This window comes from Vibrio sp. R11-SG3-ISO9 (assembly GCF_059834255.1).
Genome location: NZ_JCBDGU010000052.1, coordinates 139,177 through 162,149 on the forward strand (window position 1 = coordinate 139,177; position 22,973 = coordinate 162,149).

At 46.1% G+C, this 22,973-nt stretch carries 17 protein-coding genes; 8 read left to right on the plus strand and 9 right to left on the minus strand.

Annotation, left to right across the window (positions count from 1 at the left end):
- Positions 1-8 precede the first annotated feature (8 nt).
- From alc to puuE, 3 genes are all read right to left on the minus strand, one after another.
- On the minus strand, positions 9-995 hold the full coding sequence (gene alc / locus AC6R05_RS19785) for an allantoicase (RefSeq protein WP_500648405.1): 987 nt from the start codon (positions 993-995) through the stop codon (positions 9-11).
- 122 nt (positions 996-1,117) lie between these two features.
- A complete protein-coding gene (gene uraD, locus AC6R05_RS19790; protein WP_032553523.1) occupies positions 1,118-1,633 on the minus strand; it encodes a 2-oxo-4-hydroxy-4-carboxy-5-ureidoimidazoline decarboxylase in 516 nt (171 codons plus the stop codon).
- 77 nt (positions 1,634-1,710) lie between these two features.
- Positions 1,711-2,625 (minus strand): allantoinase PuuE, encoded by a 915-nt coding sequence (gene puuE, locus AC6R05_RS19795; protein ID WP_150868437.1) that lies wholly within the window; start codon positions 2,623-2,625, stop codon positions 1,711-1,713.
- Between the two features lie 397 nt (positions 2,626-3,022).
- Between puuE and uraH the strand changes: the two genes are divergently transcribed.
- The 6 genes from uraH to AC6R05_RS19825 all read left to right on the plus strand — a co-directional run bounded on the left by uraH (position 3,023) and on the right by AC6R05_RS19825 (position 12,617).
- Positions 3,023-3,376, plus strand: a complete 354-nt coding sequence (gene uraH / locus AC6R05_RS19800; RefSeq protein ID WP_150868435.1) for a hydroxyisourate hydrolase — start codon at positions 3,023-3,025, stop codon at positions 3,374-3,376.
- 195 nt (positions 3,377-3,571) lie between these two features.
- Positions 3,572-4,915, plus strand: a complete 1,344-nt coding sequence (locus AC6R05_RS19805) for an NCS2 family permease (protein WP_150868433.1) — start codon at positions 3,572-3,574, stop codon at positions 4,913-4,915.
- A gap of 228 nt (positions 4,916-5,143) precedes the next feature.
- Positions 5,144-6,571, plus strand: coding sequence for a nucleobase:cation symporter-2 family protein (locus AC6R05_RS19810; protein WP_500648406.1), 1,428 nt, complete (start codon positions 5,144-5,146; stop codon positions 6,569-6,571).
- Positions 6,572-6,759: 188 nt separating this feature from the next.
- Positions 6,760-8,124, plus strand: coding sequence for an 8-oxoguanine deaminase (locus AC6R05_RS19815; protein WP_500648407.1), 1,365 nt, complete (start codon positions 6,760-6,762; stop codon positions 8,122-8,124).
- A gap of 728 nt (positions 8,125-8,852) precedes the next feature.
- Positions 8,853-10,091: an alpha-xenorhabdolysin family binary toxin subunit A gene (locus AC6R05_RS19820; RefSeq protein WP_372063535.1), complete on the plus strand. Its 1,239-nt coding sequence runs from the start codon at positions 8,853-8,855 to the stop codon at positions 10,089-10,091.
- Between the two features lie 129 nt (positions 10,092-10,220).
- A complete protein-coding gene (locus tag AC6R05_RS19825; RefSeq protein ID WP_500648408.1) occupies positions 10,221-12,617 on the plus strand; it encodes a hypothetical protein in 2,397 nt (798 codons plus the stop codon).
- Between the two features lie 110 nt (positions 12,618-12,727).
- On the opposite strand, the gene AC6R05_RS19830 is transcribed toward AC6R05_RS19825, so the two are convergent.
- The 6 genes from AC6R05_RS19830 to gcl all read right to left on the minus strand — a co-directional run bounded on the left by AC6R05_RS19830 (position 12,728) and on the right by gcl (position 20,349).
- Positions 12,728-14,164, minus strand: a complete 1,437-nt coding sequence (locus AC6R05_RS19830) for an amidohydrolase (protein ID WP_285407056.1) — start codon at positions 14,162-14,164, stop codon at positions 12,728-12,730.
- 285 nt (positions 14,165-14,449) lie between these two features.
- Complete coding sequence (locus AC6R05_RS19835) at positions 14,450-15,058, minus strand: TetR/AcrR family transcriptional regulator (RefSeq protein WP_261883222.1); 609 nt, start codon at positions 15,056-15,058, stop codon at positions 14,450-14,452.
- Between the two features lie 132 nt (positions 15,059-15,190).
- Positions 15,191-16,501: a glycerate kinase type-2 family protein gene (locus AC6R05_RS19840; protein WP_500648409.1), complete on the minus strand. Its 1,311-nt coding sequence runs from the start codon at positions 16,499-16,501 to the stop codon at positions 15,191-15,193.
- Between the two features lie 275 nt (positions 16,502-16,776).
- The gene (locus AC6R05_RS19845; RefSeq protein ID WP_500648410.1) at positions 16,777-17,673 is read right to left on the minus strand and encodes a 2-hydroxy-3-oxopropionate reductase; all 897 of its coding nucleotides are present in this window, start codon (positions 17,671-17,673) and stop codon (positions 16,777-16,779) included.
- 37 nt (positions 17,674-17,710) lie between these two features.
- Positions 17,711-18,487 carry a hydroxypyruvate isomerase gene (gene hyi / locus AC6R05_RS19850; RefSeq protein WP_032553538.1) on the minus strand — a complete coding sequence of 259 codons (777 nt, stop codon included), beginning with the start codon at positions 18,485-18,487 and terminating at the stop codon, positions 17,711-17,713.
- An 89-nt stretch (positions 18,488-18,576) separates the two neighbouring features.
- Complete coding sequence (gcl, locus tag AC6R05_RS19855) at positions 18,577-20,349, minus strand: glyoxylate carboligase (protein WP_500648411.1); 1,773 nt, start codon at positions 20,347-20,349, stop codon at positions 18,577-18,579.
- A 314-nt stretch (positions 20,350-20,663) separates the two neighbouring features.
- Here gcl and aceB point away from each other — a divergent pair, with 314 nt between their 5' ends.
- The gene (aceB, locus tag AC6R05_RS19860; protein WP_500648412.1) at positions 20,664-22,286 is read left to right on the plus strand and encodes a malate synthase A; all 1,623 of its coding nucleotides are present in this window, start codon (positions 20,664-20,666) and stop codon (positions 22,284-22,286) included.
- Between the two features lie 92 nt (positions 22,287-22,378).
- On the plus strand, positions 22,379-22,819 hold the full coding sequence (locus tag AC6R05_RS19865) for a GlcG/HbpS family heme-binding protein (protein ID WP_032553543.1): 441 nt from the start codon (positions 22,379-22,381) through the stop codon (positions 22,817-22,819).
- Positions 22,820-22,973 lie beyond the last annotated feature (154 nt).

A 22,973-nucleotide genomic window follows, 5' to 3' on the forward strand; every position in this document is an offset into this window, starting at 1 on the left:
TTCCTTACCTATTTCGCTTTGGTACCAAATAGACGTAAACGGCTGATACCGCCATCTGGGAAGATGTTGGCACGTACGTGTGTCACCGCACCAAGATCGTTCACCTCGGAAATGAATTCATGAATATTGTGGGCAGACAGTTTTTGCGCCGGTAGAAGCTCACGCCAGAATAGACTTTGCGTCTCTACTTGGTCGTCGGTACCACCTTTTACATACGCCGCTTGAATTGAACAACTGTCTGGGAAATTACCTTTAAAGTGCGCAGTATCAACAACGATACGTTCGATGTTGCCCGGGTGGCCTAACGCAACAATCACCCAATCGTTACCCGGTGTACGACGACGTGCTGTTTCCCAGCCATCGCCCATGTTTTCACCGCGGCCAGGGCCAAGAATGTTCGCTTTATTACCGTAGTGCTCATCACTACATGCCAGCGCGCGTCCGCCATGTTCAACCGCTGCAAGGTCAATTTGTTGTTGTGCATTAATCGCATCCCAATCAACGCTCGGGCGACCGTAAACACGAAGGCGCGCAACACCGCCATCTGGATAAATGTTTAGACGCAGGTGAGTAAATACTTGGTCACTTTCAATCTCTTCAAGGTGATGGTGATCGCCTTGCAGGCCAATAGAGGGAAGGATCTCTTGCCACTCAGTAGAGTCTGTTGGCTCGCCTTGTGGTGAATAGCATGCATCAATCGATGCAGAAGGCGGGAAGTTACCTGTAAAGAATGAAGTATCGATATCAACACCCGCAATCGTGCCTGCTAGACCAAGGCGAATCACACAGTAGTCATAACCTTCGCCACGCTTACGGCGGCTTTCCCAACCGTCCATCCATTTACCGTTGTCATCGTATAGGTCATCTTTCCATACGGGTGCTGCGTGGCTGAGTAGGCGGCTTTTGTCGGCAAAGAAATCGTCCGTGGCGAAGATCGCTTCTGCACCGAGTTTTTCGTCTGCTAGGTTTATGTACTGTTCAAATTTATGGGTCATGTCCGTGTAATCCTATGAAATTAATCAAGTAATAATAAAATGAGAACTTAAAGGTTCAGTGGCTGACTACTCAGCATCCGACGCATTAAGCGAGTTCTGAAATAGCTGCTAACTCCGTTAACCTACATATCCCAGAGACGAAACATTGCGATCTTGTTGATCTCTTGTATCGCCGTAGCAAACTCAGTTTCACTATCATTTCCTAATCGCATCTCGAACGACTCAAGAATTTGGTAACGATTGGCTCCCTTTACCGCCATGATAAAAGGGAAGTTGAAGCGACTTTTGTAGCTGTTGTTGTAAGAAGTGAATTTTTCAAATTCTTCGGCGCTGCATTTATCGATGCCCGCCCCCGCTTGTTCCTTAGTAGACGACTCTGTGAGTTCGCCATTCACTGCTGCTCGACCGGCTAAATCTGGGTGAGCATTGATCAAAGCCAACTGCTTGCCGTGGTCGGCTTGCAAAAGCGTGGATGCCATCTTCAAATGAAGATTCTCGATATGATCATCTTCTGCATTTAAGCCTTGGTCATACACTGCTTCTGCCACCCAAGGGCTGTGCTCGTACACATCGGCAAAATGGGCGACAAATTCATCGCGAGCCATTTTTGTGGGTTGGCATGATCGAAATACTGTCACTGTTAGCCTCCTTGCTATTGCTCTCTTTGCTTGTGTTGTTTTTATCGTTGTAAGTTGTTACTGCTTTTCCTAGTCCACTATCCCGCTTTATACGGATGGTGTTCATGCCAGTGATTGGCAATATCGATACGACGACATAGCCACACGCTGTCGTGTTGTTTTACGTAATCTAGAAAACGTCTCAGTGCCATGATTCGACCCGGACGCCCGACCAATCGGCAGTGAAGCCCAACCGACATCATTTTCGGTGCGGTTTCACCTTCCATATAAAGAGCATCAAAGGTGTCTTTTAGGTATTGGAAAAACTGTTCACCAGAGTTGAAGCCCTGCGCTGTCGAAAAGCGCATATCGTTCACATCTAGGGTGTAAGGGATCACCAGTTGAGGGCGCCCAGTCTCGGTATGCCAGTATGGTAGATCGTCATCGTAGGCATCAGAGTCGTACAAAAAACCACCCTCTTCTGCGACAAGTCGACGCGTATTTGGACCCGTTCGGCCTGTGTACCAGCCGAGTGGACGTTGGCCCGTCACTTGCTGGATAATCTCTATTGCTTTGACCATATGGTCGCGCTCTTCAGACTCATCAATGTATTGATAGTCAATCCAGCGGTAGCCGTGGCTGCAAATCTCATGACCCGCTTCCATCATCGCTTTTGCGACATCTGGATGACGTTCGATGGCCATAGCGACAGCAAAGACAGTTAATGGGATTTCATATTCATCAAATAGACGAAGTACACGCCACACCCCAGCTCGACTACCATACTCGTAGATCGATTCCATACTGATGTGACGTTCACCCTTGATCGGTTGTGCTGATGGGATCTCTGAGAGAAATGCTTCTGACTCATCATCACCGTGCAATAGACAACGTTCACCGCCTTCTTCGTAGTTCAATACAAAGGAGACCGCGACACGCGCATTACCCGGCCATTGAGGATTTGGAGGGGTAGCTCCATACCCGATCAAATCTCTTGAATAATCCTTATTCATCCAAGTACTCCTAACATTAGTGTTTGGTTTAGTCGCTCACCCACGGCTTTCCTCTATGAGTTAGAAACAACGAGCAACCTCACCCCATACATTCATTGTATACAATAATTTATCTTAATGTAAAGATTTCGTTATTAAAGTTAAATTTAGCAACCAAGACCCTTTAATAACAATAAGTTAAATAATCATGGTGCAAGTTTTTATTGATAACGCACAGACTTGGCGCATCAAAAAATCGACTTAAAGTTAACATTTTTTCTACAATTGGCTTTACTAATTGTATACAGTTCGTTCATAGTTAGTGCTGACAAAGTGAGCAAGCAAACGTTTTGTCAGATAAACATCGCAGATGAAAAACAGAATAAGGACAGGACGCGTCAACGCGCCGTGAAGGATTATGGGAAGATTAACAACACACGTTTTAGATACCACCCACGGCCTACCTGGAGCAGAGATCAAGGTAGAGCTTTACAAGGTAAATGAAGACTCAACTGAAAAATTGGCAACGGTTGTGACCAACTCCGACGGTAGAACCGATGCACCGATTCTTGCTGGTAACAACTTCCTCCCAGGCAAGTATCAGTTGGTGTTCTATGTAGCAGATTACTACAAAAGCAAAGGCGTCGAACTTGATGGCGTGCCTTTCTTAGACGATGTCGTGATTCGCTTCGGACTCGATGATCCGGATGCGCATTACCACGTCCCTCTTTTAGTATCCCCTTACAGCTTCTCGACATATCGCGGAAGTTAACCTCAAGAAATAACAAATAAAGGAAATTTAGCCGCACTTAATTTTTGCTAGGCCTTCGCTGACCACTTCTGTCAGCGAGCTTGGTCAGGCTTGTTCGTGCCCAAAAAAGAGAAATCACCTTAAACACATGAAACCTTAATATTGAAATCTTGCTGTATTCAATACATGGATCACAACATAAAAGGACTTGCTGACATGAGTGAGAGTAAAACTGAAATACTCAACCAAGATGCGAATAACGGAATTTTAGAGAAGTTTTTTAAAATTAAGGCCCACGGAAGCAGTGTAAAAAATGAATTGGTTGGTGGCGTGACCACTTTCGCAACCATGGCTTACATTATCTTCGTTAACCCACAGATCATGGCGGCATCTGGCATGGATTCTGGCGCGGTGTTCGTTGCAACCTGTATTGGTGCAGCGATTGGCTGTCTGTTAATGGGACTGTTTGCGAACTGGCCAGTGGGCCTTGCACCGGGTATGGGCCTCAACGCCTTCTTCTCGTTCACCGTGGTGAGTGAAATGGGTTACAGCTGGGAGGTAGCGCTTGGGGCGGTATTTATCTCTGGTGTGCTATTTGTCGGGATGAGCTTCTACAAGGTTCGTCAATGGATCATAGAGAGCATTCCAGAGAGTTTACGCTACTCCATGACCGCTGGTGTTGGTCTGTTCTTGGGTCTGATTGGTCTTAAAACCGCAGGCATTGTCGTCGAAAACCCTGCAACTTTGGTTTCATTAGGTGATTTCACCAAGCCAGAAGCACTGCTTGCTGCTATCGCATTCCTTATCATCGCGGTACTGAGTGAGCGTAAAGTGTTTGGTGCAGTACTGATTGGTATTTTGAGCGTAACGCTTATCGGCATGATGCTGGGCCTAGTGCAATACAACGGCTTCTTCGCTGCGCCGCCAAGCATAGCGCCAACCTTTATGGCGATGGACATCGCAGGTGCACTGAATGTCTCTATGATCAGCGTTATCTTAGCCTTCCTCTTTGTAAACATGTTCGACACCGCGGGTACATTAATGGGTGTTGCGGAGCGTGCACATCTAACTAACCCGGAAACAGGCAAGATTGAAGGTTTGAGCAAGGCGCTAAAAGCCGACAGTATTTCGAGTGTTGCTGGTGCTTGTGTGGGTTGTCCACCAGTAACCAGTTACGTCGAGAGTGCTGCAGGTGTCGCAGCAGGTGCGCGTACTGGCCTCTCTGCTATTGTGGTTGGCGCGCTATTCCTAGCTGCGATCTTCCTATCACCACTTGCTGGCATGATCCCGGCTTACGCGACGTCAGGCGCACTGATCTACGTAGCGTTTGTGATGATGAGCAGCATGCAGCACGTTGATTGGAAAGACTTCACCAACGGTGCACCAGCTGCAATCACTGCGTTAATGATGCCACTCACATTCTCAATCGCGAATGGTATTGCGCTTGGCTTTATCACTTACACAGTATTAAAGCTGGCAACAGGCAAAACCAAAGATGTCTCTATCTCGATGTACTTCTTAGCGGCTATCTTCATCGCTAAATTGGTGTTCATTGGCTAATTTTCGGTTCATTAGTTAACCGCTATTGAGTCACGCACCTTGAACGCTTGGTTTATTAATCAAGCCAAGCGTTTCTATCAATTTTTAAGAAAGCTAACTGTGCGGAATCCACGGCGTGTTTAGACGCGCTCCCTCCGTGCACCTTTTTTATGACCCTACGCAGTTTGTAGAAGTCATTGTTTGACTGTCATTCGCTTGTGAACCTAAACACAAGCAGAGGAATATCAAATGAAACTTCTGTATACCCTAAATGAAAGACCCCCTCACGGGCTCACGCTCCTACTCGCTCTGCAACATATGCTGGCCTCTATTGGCGGCATCGTTGCAGTACCACTGATTGTTGGCGCATCCATTGGTTTGCCCAACACTGAAATCGTCTCGCTCATTAACGCGGCCTTGCTGGCATCAGGGATCGTCACGGTCGCCCAGTGTCTTGGCTTTGGCCCTATTGGTATTCGCTTACCCGTAGTGATGGGTTCTAGCTTCGCCTTTCTCGGTGTCGCGATATCTATTGGTAATGAAGGTGGCGTAAGTGCAATTATGGGCTCAGCCCTGATTGGCTCCTTCGTAGTGATTACAGCCAGTTTTTACATGGACAAGGTGAGGAAACTGTTCCCTACCGTGGTAAGTGGTGTAGTGGTTACTCTTATCGGACTAACCATTTTACCGGTTGCCATGAATTGGGTCGGAGACTCGCCTGCCAATAGCGAGCAATTTGCCACACTGCCGAAACTCTTTTTGGCGTTGGTCTCTTTAGGCATTGTGGTTTGTGTTTCCGTTTACTGCAAAGGTGCAGTCGCAGCCTCTGCGATCGTGATCGGCCTTGCGGGCGGTTACATCGTGGCACTATCACTTGGCATGGTAAACCTCGACCAAATTAGCTCTGCTGCATGGATTGGCGGCCCTGAGCCTTTCAAATACGGCTTCACATTCTCAATGAGCGCCATCATTAGCATGAGCTTGGTGTACATCGTGGTTATCGCTGAAGCAACGGGTGACTTCATGGCGCTCGGCAATAACTGCCAAACCCAAGTCAGTGGTAAAGATCTAAAACGTGGTCTTTTAGGCGATGGTCTTGGTAGTACGCTTTCTTCAATTCTCACCGCTATGCCGCTTGCTTCGTTCAGCCAGAATGTAGGTATCGTTGGTATTACTGGGGTTGCCAGTCGCTATGTGGTTGCGGCAACGGGTGGTTTGCTGATCCTCGGAGGTTTGTTTCCGAAACTCGCTGCCATTGCCGTCACTATACCTAAACCAGTATTAGGGGGGGTGGGTTTTGTTATGTTCGGCATGATTGCTTACGCGGGTATTCGTATGTTGATAAAAGCTGCAGACACCAAACGAAACGCACTAGTGATCTGTGTCGGTCTCGCTTCTGGGCTTGCGGTAACGTTCGAACCACGACTGCTACAGCACTTACCTCATGATTTAGCGAACTTCCTACACTCTGGCATTACGACTGGCACAATCATGACGGTTTTGCTGAATCTGATTCTACCTAAATCTTCACGAGCTGAAGAGCAAGAAGCACTCGCCGAAAGCCAAGCTCAAGTAGAGCTAGAGATGCAAGAACAAGCTGAAATGCTAGATCAGGAAGAGCACGCAGAACTACAGCAAAAAGAACAAACTGAAACAACAGAGGTTAAGGCAAATTAAACGCCTTACATTCGCTAGTGATTTCAGGCTTAACTGACTTAATGAGAAGTACGAACACTTACATCAGTTAAAGAAGCATACAGCAGTGGGTTGAAGAAACGCGCTGCTTTATAAACCCTTATCGTAAACAATACAAAACCAAAGACCCTCTTCCCTGAAAAGGCTGAGATGGCTAAGGACTATTATGAATGGAAACCATCTGGATTAAGAATCCACTCGCAATCTATACAGGTTCAAATACCGACGCACAAGGCGGACTCGTCGTCAGAGGCAATACCATTGTCGAGTTAGTAGGTAAGCACCAAGAACCAACTATCCCTGTCGACTATAGTGTTGATGCCTCGCGTCATGTTGTCACTCCAGGGCTGATTAACGCCCACCATCATTTCTATCAAACCCTTACTCGTGCCTACCCAGGCGCACTCAACAAAGAGCTTTTTCATTGGCTGAAAAGTTTGTACCCAGTTTGGGCAAACCTTGATGCTGAAATGATGAGCCTTGCCACTGAGCTGGCTTTGGTCGAGCTGATGATGTCTGGCTGCACCACTGCTTCCGATCACCATTACCTGCTTCCTAACGGGCTTGAACACGCGATTGATCTGCAAGTCGAAGCCGCAGAAAAGCTCGGTGTTCGAGCGATATTTACCCGCGGTTCAATGAGTTTAGGAGAAGATGAAGGCGGGCTACCTCCAAGGCACACCATCCAGACTGAGCAAACCATCATCGACGATAGCCAGCGCTTACTCCGTGACTACCACCAGCGAGATGAAGGCGCGATGGTTCAAATTGCCCTTGCGCCATGTTCACCATTCTCGGTCACCACAGATTTGATGAAAGAGACCGCTCGAATCAGCGAACGTGAAGGTGTGATGATGCACACTCACCTATGCGAGACCCTAGATGAAGAAGATTTCTGTATTGAGAAGTTTGGTTTGCGTCCGGTCGATTATCTTGAAGATGTGGGTTGGCTCAATGACCGAACTTGGTTAGCTCATGGTATTCACTTCAATCCAGAAGAGATAAAACGTTTAGGGACTGCTGGCGTTGGCATCAGCCATTGCCCAACATCAAACATGATGCTTGCTTCAGGCATATGTAAGAACAACGACCTTGAAGCCGCTGGGGTGAAAGTCGGTCTCGGTGTTGATGGTTCGGCCTCGAATGATGGTTCGAATATGATTGCCGAAGTGCGAATGGCGATGTATCTGCAAAGGCTGCAGTACGGCTCCGCCAATGTCTCGCACTTTGATGCTCTTCGCTGGGCAACATCGGGGTCTGCACGCGCAATGGGCCGTACCGATATCGGTACTCTTGAGGTTGGCAAACAAGCCGATATCGCTATGTTCAAGCTTGATGATATTCGTTTCTCTGGCAGTCACGATCCACTCGCTGCACTTCTGCTTTGTGGTGCCCAGCAAGCAGACAAAGTGATGATAGCCGGACAATGGCGTGTCAACGATGGCGCAGTGATAGGTGTCGATATGGAACATCTCATGCACCACCACCACGCCGCCGCAATGAAGCTTGGTAAGCTGGCGATGAACAACCACTAGCGTCACTCTTCGTCCATCACAGTCGAAATGAATGGCTGTGATGGGCAGTGGACATATACACCTTACTTCAACATCATCAGCTGCTGTCTTTAATTTCTCCTTCTTTTCTAGCTATATCCTCGCGTTCAGTCGTTCTCCTTTTATATCTTTTTGAATGGTTATCGTCTTAATAATGGAAATAAAATAATAATCTAATTAAATCCTAGCTAATTTAACAGATGCTAATTCAACATTTTGTTAATATATAACACACTCATTATTTGGCACAGATCAAGTTTAAAACGATCGTTCTAATTATAAATCCATAAAATTTACCAACAGATTTAGTAATAAGTACAAAAATACAAATAATTATAGATTTATCACTTAAAGCATAAGTGCATAGAATAAAATTCTCTCAAATCCTTAATATACCTAGCCTGAGAGGAAACAGCAGAACAAATGACTTAAATATCATTTAATTCAATAGATCAACAAACGATCAATATGAATTCAAATATGTGATCTAAATAGAACTTTTCATTATAAATCTGCTATAGATTGAGCGCTTCTTATAAAAACAATATTCACATTAAAGGAGCGAGATTAAAAAACCACATAATTACTACAAGTAATAACAGAAGAAAATTATTCAATAACACCTTATAAGTATTTAAAAATGCCATCGATATGGTAGGGGTATTATTGTCTTTGAATAAATCTTATAACAGATTAAGCAGGGTTAAAAAATGAAAAAAATCACTAAAACACTTGTATTATCTTCGATCTCAATTGGGCTACTTTCCTCTTTTGCTCTCACTTCTCAAGCAGCTCCAATTCAAACAAATCAAGCGTCAGCAGAACAAAACCTACCGCAGGTGACTTACGATACGATCATTGGCGAGAATGGCGTCTTTATCGATCTGGATACCGATAACTTTATTTTAAAACAGCAAGAGTGGTATCAGATCCAAGCTTATGTCGAAGGCGCGTTGGCGCTACCCGTAACAGAAGCGAGCATGAAATCGACGCTAGGTATTCCCAATGATATTCCCTTCTCCAATTTCCAAGCACTCGTTGAGCAGTACTCTAATATTCACGACACTGCTTTCTATTGGAAAAAAGACCTCTACCCAAGCATTGTTAACCTCTCATTGAGCTTGTCTAACTACGCACAAATCAAAGACTACATGCTTAACCCATTGAGCAACGCGCTCAACGAGATGTTAGCTAAAGCCTTCTCACCGCTACCGGAAGATATTGAAGCCGTTGAGCGCAACAGAAAAATGGCGATAGCTTATCTAAAGAGCCTGCAAAACTTTTCTATGAGATACCAACAAGAAGTGTCTGATGTTGGCGACAACCTATTGGAGTTCTCGGCCACGCTAGACACTCAAAAGCTGCAATTGGATGTATTGGAAGGCACACACAATGGTTACCTCAGTGATGATGGCAGCGCGCTGCAACAGCGAGTCAATGATATAAATGCGCGTATTGCCCAGCTCAATAAAGACTACACTCACTACGTTACTGTCGCCTCTACTGCGGTAACTTACGCCTGGTTCCCTATGGTGGCAGTGCCTATCATGGGTGTCTATGGCGATAAAGCAGAGAAGGCACGTAAGCTTCGTAATGAACTACAAAAAGAAGTGGACGATCTACAAAATCAACTAACATATACCCAGAAAATATATAACTCTTACCACCGTTCATCAGAAAGCATCGATATAATCTCTCAGCAGATTGAAAATGCCATTCCACATATTAACGAATTGAAACTCAACTGGCAGAAAATGAATTCAGATTTCACATCGCTACTTGCTGCGTTAGATGAAGCTCAGAATAATGCCGACATCATGAAAGATGATGCAATGCTTGGTGCAATCGGGGCTCTAGCCAATACATCGGTTGCTGAAATGAACTGGAATAATATCAGTGAGAAAGCCAAAGCATTTGCAAACAACGCCTATATTCAGAAGATGGAATAGTCTACTTCCAGTTCGATAAAACAAAGACCTAATAAATAAAACCAAATAATAGAGCCACGCCTTATAGCAATAAGGTGCGGCTTCTTTCACCCCAAATTTGGTAATACTCATTTTCGACAGGATTTTTCTATGAGACTTCTACCTATTATTATTTCTCTTTCATTTTCTCAACAAGCCTTTGCGAGTGATTGGCTTGAGCTAAATAACTTGCCAAACTCCACTGAATATCCAACATGGGTTCAATCAGCCTATTCCGAGGTGGGTGTATTATCTCGCTCTACATCAGATTTACATATTAACCTTAGTGATTGGATCGCACAGCAGAACCTTTACGTTACCAAACCTTCAAAAATCGTCGTCTTCGCAGACACTATTGAGGTTCCAGAGAACTTCAACTTAGTCGTCAACAACCAAAACATCCTTATTTTTGCTCGTAAGATTGTTGGTCAAGGCACCCCAACCTTTGTACTTGGACAACAAGGGTCTGCGGCATCCGTTTCCGTCATCGCAGGAGAGATCGAAACGCCAATTAATGTATTGGCTTTCCAAAGTGATGGCAGTATCACTCGAGATGCGGTTTCTGGTGAAGAAGGCAATGGCACGTCTGTGGTACTGGCCGGGTCGCACTACCGAAGAACCACCATCGACTCCAACACCACTGGGCAAATGAAACTGGCAACCGACCCTTTCACCGATATTGTTAACCGCTCTTTCGATATGGCTGCCACGCTATTCGATACGAATCCCGAGCTTAGCCTCGACCTTATTAACTGGATTGAACAGAGCTTGCGTCACGCCGGTTCAGTGGTTGAAGATGACCCAATTCTTTCAGACCTTTACCTACAAACTGTCGCTTTCAAACAGTTTATTAGCTTTAGTACCAAAGAGAGCAACTACGTCCCGTATCTCGACAAAGTCTTATACCAAGACAAGTATGAAGCGTATCTAAATGCCATGATCGCCTATCAAGCTCAATGGGACATTATCCAAGACAGAAACACCGTTATTGAGGACAAAATTGAAGCTTCTAAGTTAGCACTCGCTAACATTGAAGATGTTCTTAGAGCTCAAGGTTCGATCATCACTCAAACTCAATCCAACATTGATAAGATCGGCGATAGCCTGACTGAAATTGATGCTCAGTACAAAGCTCAAGAACTCGTTACTCTGGATGCCCGAACCACTTATTTGGTTGGTGTAGAGAACTGGAAAACCCAGCAGCAACTCAATGCCGCTTTAGCGATATTCAAGGCGATAGCGGAAATCGGAAGTGCGGTTAGTGGTGTGTTCACAGGCAACCTTTCTGGAGTGAATGACTTAACCGAGCAGCTGGCAAAAACACCTGAAGCGCTAGAAAAGGCAAAAAATCTCGTTACCAACATTAAGTCCGTCACTGGCATTATTGATAGCGTGACTAAAACGATTTCTGGTATTTCGCAGCTGACCAACGATGTTAAGTCCGCTATTAAATTCCAAAAAGTATCGGAAGCGATGGATGGATTTAACTTTAATATCCCAACACTCAACGAGAGTAATCTTGCATGGGATTTGATGATCACCGAGATTCGCAGCAATCTCAGATACGCTGACAGCTTGGGTATCAAAGGCGCAAGACAATATCTGTTGGAGCTTGAAAAACAGGTGCTACTAGGCAAAGCCATTAACATCACACAGCTCAATTTTGCTCACGAGCAAGCTAAGTTGGTCGACCTGCTTTTAACGAATAATGTCACTACCAATCAGCAACAACGACTGAATACTGCCATTGAGGGTTATCAACTAGACAGTGATAGCTTTGATTCCGTTGAGCGTGAGCTTTCTCGAGTCTTAATGCACTTCAAACGTCCGATGTACGTAGCGCTATCGAACTATGTTCAGGCATACGAATACTGGGCATTGAAGCCAAGTGAGATCACCCCTTCTCTCAATAAGAGCTATTTAGACTACCAGTTCGACTTAGCCTCTATCGAAAGTGAATACGTGAATGCCCTGTCTTCATTCCAGCCAGCACCACAAGACTTCACCATCGATAACTACACCATTTCCAGTCCAGAGCAACTGGAGAGCTTTGCTAACACCGGTGAATTGAACTTCACGATTCCATTAGAGCAAGTTCAGCTTTGCGCATTTGATCGCGTTAGGCTTTCAACGGTGCGTGTATTCCTTGAGGGGGAAAACTTACCTTACGGAAAACAACTCAACTTGCGTGTCTCCAGCTCAGGTAACTATGCTGACCGATACGAAAATCAGGACTATCAATTCAGCTCTAACCCAGTATCGCGCGCATTCTACTATCGCCTTGATGATCCAACGACCAATGACGTGAGCATCATCACCGATGGCTCTGTGGCGAATAAGTTCGAGTATGCGTATTTCCAACCGACTCCATTCTCGTCTTGGAATATCACGCTCAACAACTTTGATAAAACGGATCAAACCAATAACCAGTACCTAAAAGATATAGAACAGATTCGTGTCGAATTCCTAGGTAGTGGTATCCCCAATGGCAACAGCTGTTCTCACTAACTAAAGTGCTTCTGTAACCAGAAAATCTTAGGTTCCCGTGTGACAACCTAATAGAAAGGCCGACATAATGTCGGCCTTGTTTTGTTCAATGTAAGGTTCAGGGTTATGCCCTAATCCATCAAACTCTTTGACTTGATTGCCTTCTTCGCTAGCTCCTTTGCAAACTCAGCAATATCGGCTTCGAATTCATCAACGCTTTGACGGATTTCATTCAGTTGTACTGTCTGCATCACGCGGTTTTCCATCACAATTTGACCATTAACGATCGTGGTGTCGATGTTGCTTGGGTTCGCTTGGTAAACCAAGGTCGCGTATGGGTCATAGCTCGGCATCATGTTCGCCGATTGCGTCTCTACAATCACGATATCGGCTTTTTTCCCCACCTCTAGTGAACCGATTTGATCTTCCATATGCAGAGCTTTTGCACCGCCCAGAGTTGCCATCTCGATCACCTGCTCAGGAATCATGATAGTGCGGTCTGAGTGCTTCAAGCGCTGCATGTTTGCTGCATAACTCAGAGTACGCATGATATCGACTTGGTTAGAACTCATTGGGCCGTCCGTGCCCAAGCCTATACGCATGTCAGCACGGTACATATCCCATGCAGGCGCAATTCCCGTCGCTCCTTTAGCATTTGCCATCGGATTGTAAGAGATACCAGCGTCAGCCTGTTTTAAAAGCCTCTGATCGTTCTCAGACAAATGAATACCGTGAGCAATCACGACACGCTCATCGAGTACGCCGATTTCATCCATGTACTCCACCGGTGAATTGGCTGTGGTTTCATCTTTAATGCGCTTTTCTTCATTGGGAAATTCCGCAACGTGAATCAACACTGGCACATCGTATTGAGCCGATAATCTATTGATTTCTTGAAGTTTATCTTTGCTCACTGTGTAGACGGCATGGGGCGCGTAGGCAGGTGTGATCAAATCATCGTTCTTGTACTCTTCGATAAATCCTTTTGCGTAGTCAATGCCTCCATAAGGTTCTTTCGCATCAACCACCGGGAATTTAATCACCGTTTCACCCAAAACAGCTCTTAGACCTACCTCTTTGGTTGCCTTGGCCATTTCATCCATGTGGTAATACATGTCGGCATAGGTTGTGACACCACTTTGCGCCAATTCGATGCTGCCAAGTTTAGTAGCGTTGTAAATGAGCTCACGACTTAGTTTTTCCGCTTCAAGAGGAAAGAAGTAGGCAAATAAGCGATTCGAGATCCCCTCTTCTCCTAACCCGCGAAATGCAATCATAGGAAGGTGGTTGTGAGCATTGACCATACCAGGCATGACGATACCATCTTGAGCATCGATTACTTTCTCCGCACGATACTGGGTCAATAGCTCCTCACTACCAACCGCGATGATCTGGTCGTCTTTCACCACGACAACTCCATCGTCAATCACGTCCTTAGTCGCGTTAATCGTCAAGACTTGGCCATTGGTAATCATTAAGTCTGCGTTGTAATCGTTCGTCGCTATAGTCGAACCACAGCCAGTTAAAAGAACGGCGCTAATTGTGTAAGCCAAGCTTTTGAGAGTCATGCGTGTACCTTTGAGTTGTGCGTTCATTTATCGGGAGCGGATGCTTCCTTAATAAAGTCAAAGTAGCTTGCCCGTGAGATTTTTCTACTTTCACTTTTGATGACAAAGACAGCCTTGCCATTAAATAAAACGACATACTAAATCGAGTCGAGCCGATACTGAAATCCGTTATTGCACACAAAGTCACAATTATGGAAATACGAGGCGCAATCACTGCAATTGAATATATTGGAGCCGATATGAAAAAGACCTGCAATTGCAGGCCTTGTATGAAACTGAAACAGCTTAGCTTTTTACGCCACACCCTTTTATCACCAACTGTGTGATGAATTTAGCTGCGTCTTCGTAATCTTGGTCATCGAGTTGGTCTTTTTTCATCACACTACAAATCTGCCAGCCGAAATCAGCATAGGTTTGAGTCGCGGCCCAGATAGTGAACATTAGGTGATGTGCAGGCACGTCGTCCATTAGCCCTTGTGCAGACCAAGTGGCGAACTTATCGATGATCATCTGAGACTGTTTATAAAGCTCATCACCAATCTCTTTTGGTAATACTTTGGCACCCGACATCACTTCATTGGCAAACACTTTGGAGGCGTGTGGGTGATCACGAGAGATGATTAACTTGGTTTGAATGTACTGAGACAGAGCTTCGACAGGATCATCGAGCTCTTCAATTGGACGAGAAGCTTCCAACAAGGGTTGCGTCACCGACTCCAATACCGCGTTGTAGAGCTTGTCTTTTGAACTGAAGTAATAGAATACGTTAGGCTTTGGAATATCAGCAGCTTTGGCGATATCAACCATTTTGGTCGCGGCATAACCGTGCATCGCGAACTGCTCACACGCCACTTGAATGATTAAGTCTTGGTTCTTCTGCCTGATCTTAGACATATCATATCCCTACAACCGATTGATTTAGCTTTAGTGTTCTACGATACAAATAACTTTGACCGCCCCTTTATTGTGCATGAGACGGCCAATCGATTGGTTCATATATTTTAATAAATGAGAGGGAGGTTAACTTTAAAGTATCAAAATCGCTCGAAAGTCGTTTACATTGGTCAGTGTTGGGCCCGTTGTTAGTAGCACATCAACCTTGTCAAAGAAGTCATAACTGTTATTCGCATCTAAATAAGTTTCCGCTTTCAAAGACAGCGCCTCGCTCTGTTGCCACGTATTCGGTGTTATCCAAGCCCCTGCGTTATCTTCAACCCCATCAATACCGTCGGTGTCCGCCGCCAGTGCGTAGATGTTGTTATGCCCTTTGAGTTCATTGAATAAACTTAGCAAAAACTCACAGTTACGCCCTCCTCGACCACTCCCCTTTACAGTTACCGTCGTTTCTCCACCTGAAAGTAATACGCAAGGCGTCTTAAAAGGGTGCTGTCGACTAGCTACTTGTTTCGCCAGCGCAGCATGTACCTTAGCGACCTCCCTCGCTTCACCCTCAATGCAATCACTCAAAATATACGCAGGAACTCCTAACCCTTCAGCTTCCGCAGCGGCAGACTCTAACGCTGACATCGGGGTCGCGATAATATGGTGTTCAGCGCTCTTCCAACATGAGTCATCAGGTTTGATGGTCTCCGATTCTGGATTATTGAGCCACTCAAATACTGATGTTGGCATATCTATTCGATAACGCTCTAAGATGGCGAGTGCATCAAAACGGGTAGTGGTATCAGGAACGGTTGGGCCCGATGCAATCACACTGATGTCATCACCGGGTACATCTGAGATAGCCAATGAAACGACTCTTGCAGGATAGGCCGCTTTGGCAAGACGCCCGCCTTTGATTAGCGATAGGTGTTTGCGCACACAGTTCATCTCATCAATTGCTGCACCAGACTTAAGCAGAGCTTTGTTGATCTGTTGCTTCTCAGCAAGAGTGATATTGCCACCGGGTAGGCTTAATAGCGCTGAACCTCCTCCTGACAAAAGACAGATAACCGTGTCATCAGCGCTCAAACCATTCACCAGTTCGAGCATTCTTTGGCTCACTTCTAGCCCCATTTCATCGGGTACTGGGTGCGCCGCTTCGATGACTTCAATATGCTCGCAGGGTGCGGTATGTTCGTAACGAGTAACCACTAGACCTTCGAGTTCTCGAAGTGCGAGGTCGTGCTTTTTCTTATCACGCCATACAGCTTCTAACTCTGCTGCCATCGACGCAGCCGCTTTACCCGCACCGATCACCACCGTACGTCCAGCCTGATTGGAGGAGCGATAAAAAATAGATTCAGAAAGAAAAGGTTCGATGTGGTTTCGCGGTAGCGCTTCATTAACTGCGCTAGAGAAAAGGGTATGTAAAAACTGTTTAGCATCGATGTCCATCAGCCACTCCTTAGTCGACGGAATAAAAAAGAACCCTAATACAAGGACACAGGTGCCTGCTAAGAAATAAGTTGGAAAGGAACAACTTCAACCTCTGCCTTATATTAGGAACGCGCATAAAAGGAGACGAAACTACGCGATTTATAAACAAACTGCTTGAGCCTGTGGGGTCGGCCACCCACCCTGGAGAAGTGGCAGCCTAAGTTCGTTACTCTGGTTTCATGAAACATGCATTCAATACCAGAGTAACGAACAGATTTACCCTAAATCGGGTACTATCGGATTGAGTGATCCGAGCGTTTTTCAATGGCTTGAATTAGTGCTGAGTGATCCCAACCTTCACCGCCCATATCAGCACACTCACCAAACAGTTGTTGAGCCGTCGCCGTATTCGGTAGTGATACACCTAATTCTTCGGCACCAGTCAGTGCAAGGTTAAGGTCTTTCTGATGCAGCGAGATTCTAAATCCTGGGTCAAAGGTTCCTTCCACCATACGCTCACCATGCACTTCCAAGATCTTAGAGTTAGCAAAACCACCCAACAGCGCCTGACGCACGCGAGCAGGATCGGCCCCCGCTTTAGAGGCAAATACCAGTGCCTCAGAGACCGCTTCAATGTTTAACGCTACGATAATTTGGTTAGCGACTTTACACGTTTGGCCTGCGCCATTATCACCCACCAAGGTAATGTTCTTGCCCATCACTTCAAATAGAGGTCGCGCCTTATCAAAAGCAGCCCGCTCACCACCAACCATGATAGTCAGCGTCGCATTGATAGCACCCACTTCGCCCCCTGATACCGGAGCATCAAGATAAGACGCACCGCCCTCGTTAATACGAGCCGCGATCGCTTTGGTGGCGATAGGAGAAATTGAACTCATATCAATCACCAGCTTTCCAGCCGCACCACCTGCAGTAAGGCCTTGCTCTACGCCGTTATCACCAAACAGAACATCTTCAACTTGAGGTGTGTTTGGCACCATTAGAATGATCACATCGGCCTGCTCTGCCACTTCCGCAGGTGAGTGATAAACCGTTGCACCAGCAGCGACAAGATCAGCAGGTGCTGGGTTGAAATGGTCTGAAAGAAGGATTTCGTGGCCAGCTTTTTGAAGGTTGCTCGCCATTGGTTTGCCCATGATACCTGTACCAATAAATGCAATTTTAGACATGTTGTTCTCCTTAACGTTTTAAGATAACCAGACACAATTAACGGTACTGGTGCAGCCAACCAAGGCCTTCTGTAGTGGTCGTTTTCGGTTTGTACTCACAGCCAACCCAACCTTGGTAGCCCAGTTCATCTAGGTAGTTGAGCACAAATGGGTAGTTGATCTCCCCCGTTCCCGGCTCATGACGACCTGGATTGTCAGCCAATTGGACGTGAGCTATCTGACCAATGTTCTGCTGCATAGTTGGCGTAAGATCGCCTTCCATGATCTGCATGTGGTAGATGTCGTATTGAATCGAGAGGTTGTCGCTCCCGACTTCTTTAATGATCGCTTTCGCCTGTTCCGTGGTGTTAAGGAAGAAGCCCGGAATGTCGCGCGTGTTGATCGCTTCAATCACTAAACTGATTCCTTCAGCCGCCAGTGCGTTTGCCGCATAGTGAAGGTTAATCACGAACGCAGAGTGCGCATCTTGCGGAGTTACCCCTTGCGGAACAATTCCCGCTAAGCAGTTCACCTGTTTGCAACCTAGCGCTTTGGCGTACTCTATTGCTTTCGGCACGCCCGCTTGGAACTCTTCAACTCTTGCTGGGTCAACCGCAATACCGCGATCACCCGCCTCCCAATCACCAGCCGGCAAGTTAAATAGCACCTGTTCTAGGTTGTTCTCAACCAACTTCTGTTTGATCGCTTGCGCGTCAAAAGCATATGGGAATAGATATTCGACGCCTTGAAACCCTGCGTCGGCAGCAGCTTCAAAACGATCCATAAAATCCACTTCAGTGAATAACATTGACAAATTAGCCGCAAATTTCGCCATGACTCTGTCCTTCTTATCTGTATTCTTTGGGCACTAAGCCTGTGCCCATTGACGTTCCGTTAAGCGACTATCGGCTTAACGGAAACACATTATTTGTGCGCAAGCGCGGTCGGTGCGTCTTCGCGAGTCTCCGCTAGCGGCTCAAACTCGTTGATGGCATTGATCTCAACACCCATCGAAATGTTGGTCACTCGCTCAAGAATCAATTCAACAACTACAGGCACTCTATGCTTGTTCATAAGCGCTTTAGCTTGTTCAAACGCCGGCGCAATTTGCTCTGGTTCGCGAACTCGAATTGCCTTACAGCCCAAGCCTTCTACGACGGCAACATGGTCTACGCCGTAGCCTTCAAGCTCTGGTGCATTCTGGTTATCAAATGCCAACTGTACACAGTAATCGATATCAAACTGACGTTGAGCTTGACGAATCAGACCTAGATAAGAGTTGTTCACCAACACATGGATATAAGGCAGATTAAACTGTGCACCTACCGCCAACTCTTCAATCATGAATTGGAAATCGTAGTCACCGGAGATAGCCACGATGTCACGATTTGGATCAGCAGCTCGAACACCTAACGCAGCAGGGGTTGTCCATCCTAACGGGCCAGCCTGACCACAGTTAATCCAGTGGCGCGGTTTGTACACATGAAGGAACTGAGCCGCAGCAATCTGCGAAAGACCTATCGTACTTACGTAACAGGTGTCGCGGCCAAAGGCTTTGTTCATCTCTTCATAGACGCGCATTGGCTTCATCGGCGCTTCTTCAAAATTGGTTTTGCGTAGCATGGTGGCCTTGCGCTGCTGACACTCCCCCGCCCAATCGCTTCGATTTGGCAACTTGCCTGCGTCGCGCCACTCTCGAGCGACTTCCACCATCAGCTCTAGTGCAGATTTAGCATCAGAAACAATGCCTAGATCAGGGCAGAACACTCGTCCTATTTGAGTTGGTTCAATATCAACATGCACAAATTTTCGACCTTCGGTGTACACATCCACAGAGCCGGTATGACGGTTTGCCCAGCGGTTACCAACACCGAATACAAAATCCGAGTTAAGCATGGTTTCATTGCCGTAACGGTGGGAGGTTTGTAGCCCTACCATGCCGGCCATCAATTCATGGTCGTCTGGAATCGCCCCCCAACCCATTAGCGTTGGTATAACAGGAACACCAGTGATCTCAGCAAACTGCTGAAGAAGTTCAGAGGCGCCTGCGTTGATCACGCCGCCACCAGAAACAATCAATGGCTTCTCCGCTTCCGCCATCATGGCGAGTGCTTTCTCGATTTGTTGTCTGGTTGCCGTTGGCTTGTATGGCTCTAGCGGTTCATAAGAATCAATATCGAACTCAATTTCCGCCAACTGAACATCTAACGGCAAATCAATAAGAACTGGACCCGGTCGGCCGGAGCGCATCACATGAAAGGCTTTTTGAAACGCGCGAGGCACTTGTGCTGGTTCGAGTACCGTCGTCGCCCACTTAGTGACAGGCTTAGCGATCGATTCAATATCTACCGCTTGAAAGTCCTCTTTGTGTAGCCTAGCTCGCGGAGCCTGACCTGTAATACATAAGATAGGAATAGAGTCAGCCGAGGCTGAATATAGACCGGTAATCATATCCGTTCCCGCAGGGCCAGATGTACCGATACAGACACCAATATTATCCTGATTGGTGCGTGTGTATCCTTCTGCCATATGCGAAGCGCCTTCTACATGACGAGCTAGAACGTGATCAATACCACCAAGCTTTTTCATCGCCGCATACATAGGGTTAATCGCTGCGCCCGGTACACCAAATGCGATGTCTACTCCTTCACGTTTAAGCACTTCAACCGCTGCTTCAATCGCTTTCATAATTGCCATTCGAACCTCCAGTTCAGATTGTATACAATTAAACAAACTTTTGTGTACTATGAGCCATTCTCAGCATTTATCAAGTCCAATCTGAAACATTTTTGTTACATCAAACGCGCGTTTTAAGTGAGCACTAACCCCGAAAAGCTTACAATTCATTGCTTTACATAAAATATCTTTACATAAAAATAAATTGCAAATATCTCGAATGATAATTAAATGTTAAATAGGCTTTGATTGTTTACAGTTTTTGCCATATAAATAAACTTAAAAATAGAATTTTGTATACAAAATGACATCGTATTGTTCAAAGGAGACAGACAATGATGAATGACGTAAAAGAAAGAGAAGAGGCTTTGTGTATGCAGGTACTTGGCAATATGGACAACGCCGAGTACAAAAAGATCCTGTCTAAAGATGCTTTGATCTTCTTAGAAGCACTGGTGAAAAAGTTTGGAGAGCGCCGTCAAAACCTGCTAACTGACCGCGAAGCTAAACAAGCCCAATTCGATGCGGGTGCATTGCCTGATTTCAGAGACGATACGGCATCGATTCGTGACGACAAAACGTGGAAGGTCGCGACACCGCCACCAGAACTATTAGACCGCCGCGTTGAAATCACCGGTCCTATTGAACGTAAGATGGTCATCAATGCGCTTAACTCCGGCGCTAAAGTTTTCATGTGTTGCTTTGAAGACGCTTCATCTCCGACTTGGGAGAACATGGTCGACGGTCAAATCAACCTTAGAGATGCCAACCTTGGCACTATCAGTTACTACGATGAAAAGAAACAAAAGAACTACCAACTGGTGAATAACCCTGCGCTGTTGATCGCGCGCCCACGTGGTATTCACCTTCCAGAGCAGTCTATCCAGTTTAACAACCAACCGATAGCTGGCTGCTTAATGGATTTCGCTCTCTACTTTTTTCATAACTATCAATCACGTGCAGAGCAAGGCTTAGGTGTTTATTACTACATTCCAAAGCTTGAAAGTATGGAAGAAGCGCAATGGTGGGACGATATCTTCAGCTTCACCGAGCAATATTTCAAAGTACCAAAAGGCACGATTCGAGCAACGGTATTGATAGAAACACTTCCAGCGGTATTCCAGATGGATGAAATTCTTTATGCGATGCGTGACCACATTGTTGCAATGAACTGTGGCCGTTGGGACTACATTTTCAGCTACATCAAAACATTAAAGAACCACCAAGATCGTATTCTGCCAGATCGTCACGGTATCGGTATGGATCAAGAGTTTCTTAATGCCTACAGCCAACTGCTAGTGAGAACCTGTCATGCTCGTGGCGCGCTGGCGATGGGCGGCATGTCGGCATTTATCCCAGCGAAAGATCCTGCAGAGATGGAGCGCGTTACCGCCAAGGTTATTGAAGACAAGCAGCGAGAATCTAAAAACGGTCATGACGGGACTTGGGTCGCGCACCCAGCACTGGTTGACCTTGCGATGTCTGAGTTCAACAAACATCTAGATGGTAAGGTCAACCAAATCGACTTCCAAAGCCCACAACATGAGATCAGTGCAGAGCTTCTGCTGAAGCCTTGTGAGGGAACCCGCGACGAAGCAGGCGTGCGTAAGAACATTCGTATCGCTCTCTACTACATCGAAGCATGGATTCAAGGCCATGGTTGCGTGCCAATTTATGGACTGATGGAAGACGCTGCTACGGCTGAGATCTCTAGAGCCAATATTTGGCAATGGATTCACCACGGCGTCACGTTAGACGATGGCCAAACCTTTACTAAAGAACTCTTCCACTCTTGGCTATACCAAGAGCTAGACACCATTAAACAAGAAGTCGGAGAAGCTCGCTATGCTGCAGGTCGATTCGAAGAGACAGCCGATCTCTTCTATCAACTGTCTACAGCAGAAGCGTTCGCCGCCTTCCTAACTTTACCCAGCTATGGGCTACTGCAAGCGTCTTGACCTGACGCTTGGCCAACTTGAACTTGTGTCGCTTTAATCCTTAAACGACTCGGGAACAAGTTGGTTTAAGCCCCTGAAAAACAGGAGATAACATGGGAAGTTTGACTCTACAACAAGCGTTAACCATCATAGATGGAACCTTTAAAGCAGGCAGAAAGATCCATACTGAGCCTCTAACCGTTGCGGTTTTAGACAGCGGCGGCAAGCTCATCTCCCTGCAACGTCAGGATGGCTCTAGCATGATGCGACCAGACATCGCCATTGCTAAAGCTTGGGGAGCACTCGCACTCGGTTGCTCTTCTAGAAAACTCGCCCAAGATGCTGATAACAGACCAGCATTTATCTCCGCAGTCAACGTGCTCGCACACGGAAACATGGTGCCTGTACCAGGGGGGCTACTCATTAGAGATAAAGATAGAACCGTACTCGGTGCCATTGGCGTCAGTGGTGATATCTCGGATATCGACGAAAGCTGTGCGATTAATGGAATTGGCTGTGCAGACCTTTACAGCGATGAGATGCTGCAAGCCTAATGTAATACCGACTTATTGAGTTACCTTTATACGGGTATCTACAATCAATAAAAAAACCGAAGCACTGAGCTTCGGTTTTTCGTTTTAACTTGGCGGCACTTATTAAAAACCAATAGTTAAACGGTTACAAACAGTTAAACGGCCATCAATATTG

Excerpts from the sequence above, each read along its gene's own strand:
- alc (WP_500648405.1), bottom strand. The coding sequence starts at position 995 with ATGACCCATAAATTTGAACAGTACATAAACCTAGCAGACGAAAAACTC.
- puuE (WP_150868437.1), bottom strand. The coding sequence starts at position 2,625 with ATGAATAAGGATTATTCAAGAGATTTGATCGGGTATGGAGCTACCCCT.
- uraH (WP_150868435.1), top strand. The coding sequence starts at position 3,023 with ATGGGAAGATTAACAACACACGTTTTAGATACCACCCACGGCCTACCT.
- AC6R05_RS19805 (WP_150868433.1), top strand. The coding sequence starts at position 3,572 with ATGAGTGAGAGTAAAACTGAAATACTCAACCAAGATGCGAATAACGGA.
- AC6R05_RS19810 (WP_500648406.1), top strand. The coding sequence starts at position 5,144 with ATGAAACTTCTGTATACCCTAAATGAAAGACCCCCTCACGGGCTCACG.
- AC6R05_RS19815 (WP_500648407.1), top strand. The coding sequence starts at position 6,760 with ATGGAAACCATCTGGATTAAGAATCCACTCGCAATCTATACAGGTTCA.
- AC6R05_RS19820 (WP_372063535.1), top strand. The coding sequence starts at position 8,853 with ATGAAAAAAATCACTAAAACACTTGTATTATCTTCGATCTCAATTGGG.
- AC6R05_RS19825 (WP_500648408.1), top strand. The coding sequence starts at position 10,221 with ATGAGACTTCTACCTATTATTATTTCTCTTTCATTTTCTCAACAAGCC.
- AC6R05_RS19830 (WP_285407056.1), bottom strand. The coding sequence starts at position 14,164 with ATGACTCTCAAAAGCTTGGCTTACACAATTAGCGCCGTTCTTTTAACT.
- AC6R05_RS19835 (WP_261883222.1), bottom strand. The coding sequence starts at position 15,058 with ATGTCTAAGATCAGGCAGAAGAACCAAGACTTAATCATTCAAGTGGCG.
- AC6R05_RS19840 (WP_500648409.1), bottom strand. The coding sequence starts at position 16,501 with ATGGACATCGATGCTAAACAGTTTTTACATACCCTTTTCTCTAGCGCA.
- AC6R05_RS19845 (WP_500648410.1), bottom strand. The coding sequence starts at position 17,673 with ATGTCTAAAATTGCATTTATTGGTACAGGTATCATGGGCAAACCAATG.
- hyi (WP_032553538.1), bottom strand. The coding sequence starts at position 18,487 with ATGGCGAAATTTGCGGCTAATTTGTCAATGTTATTCACTGAAGTGGAT.
- gcl (WP_500648411.1), bottom strand. The coding sequence starts at position 20,349 with ATGGCAATTATGAAAGCGATTGAAGCAGCGGTTGAAGTGCTTAAACGT.
- aceB (WP_500648412.1), top strand. The coding sequence starts at position 20,664 with ATGATGAATGACGTAAAAGAAAGAGAAGAGGCTTTGTGTATGCAGGTA.
- AC6R05_RS19865 (WP_032553543.1), top strand. The coding sequence starts at position 22,379 with ATGGGAAGTTTGACTCTACAACAAGCGTTAACCATCATAGATGGAACC.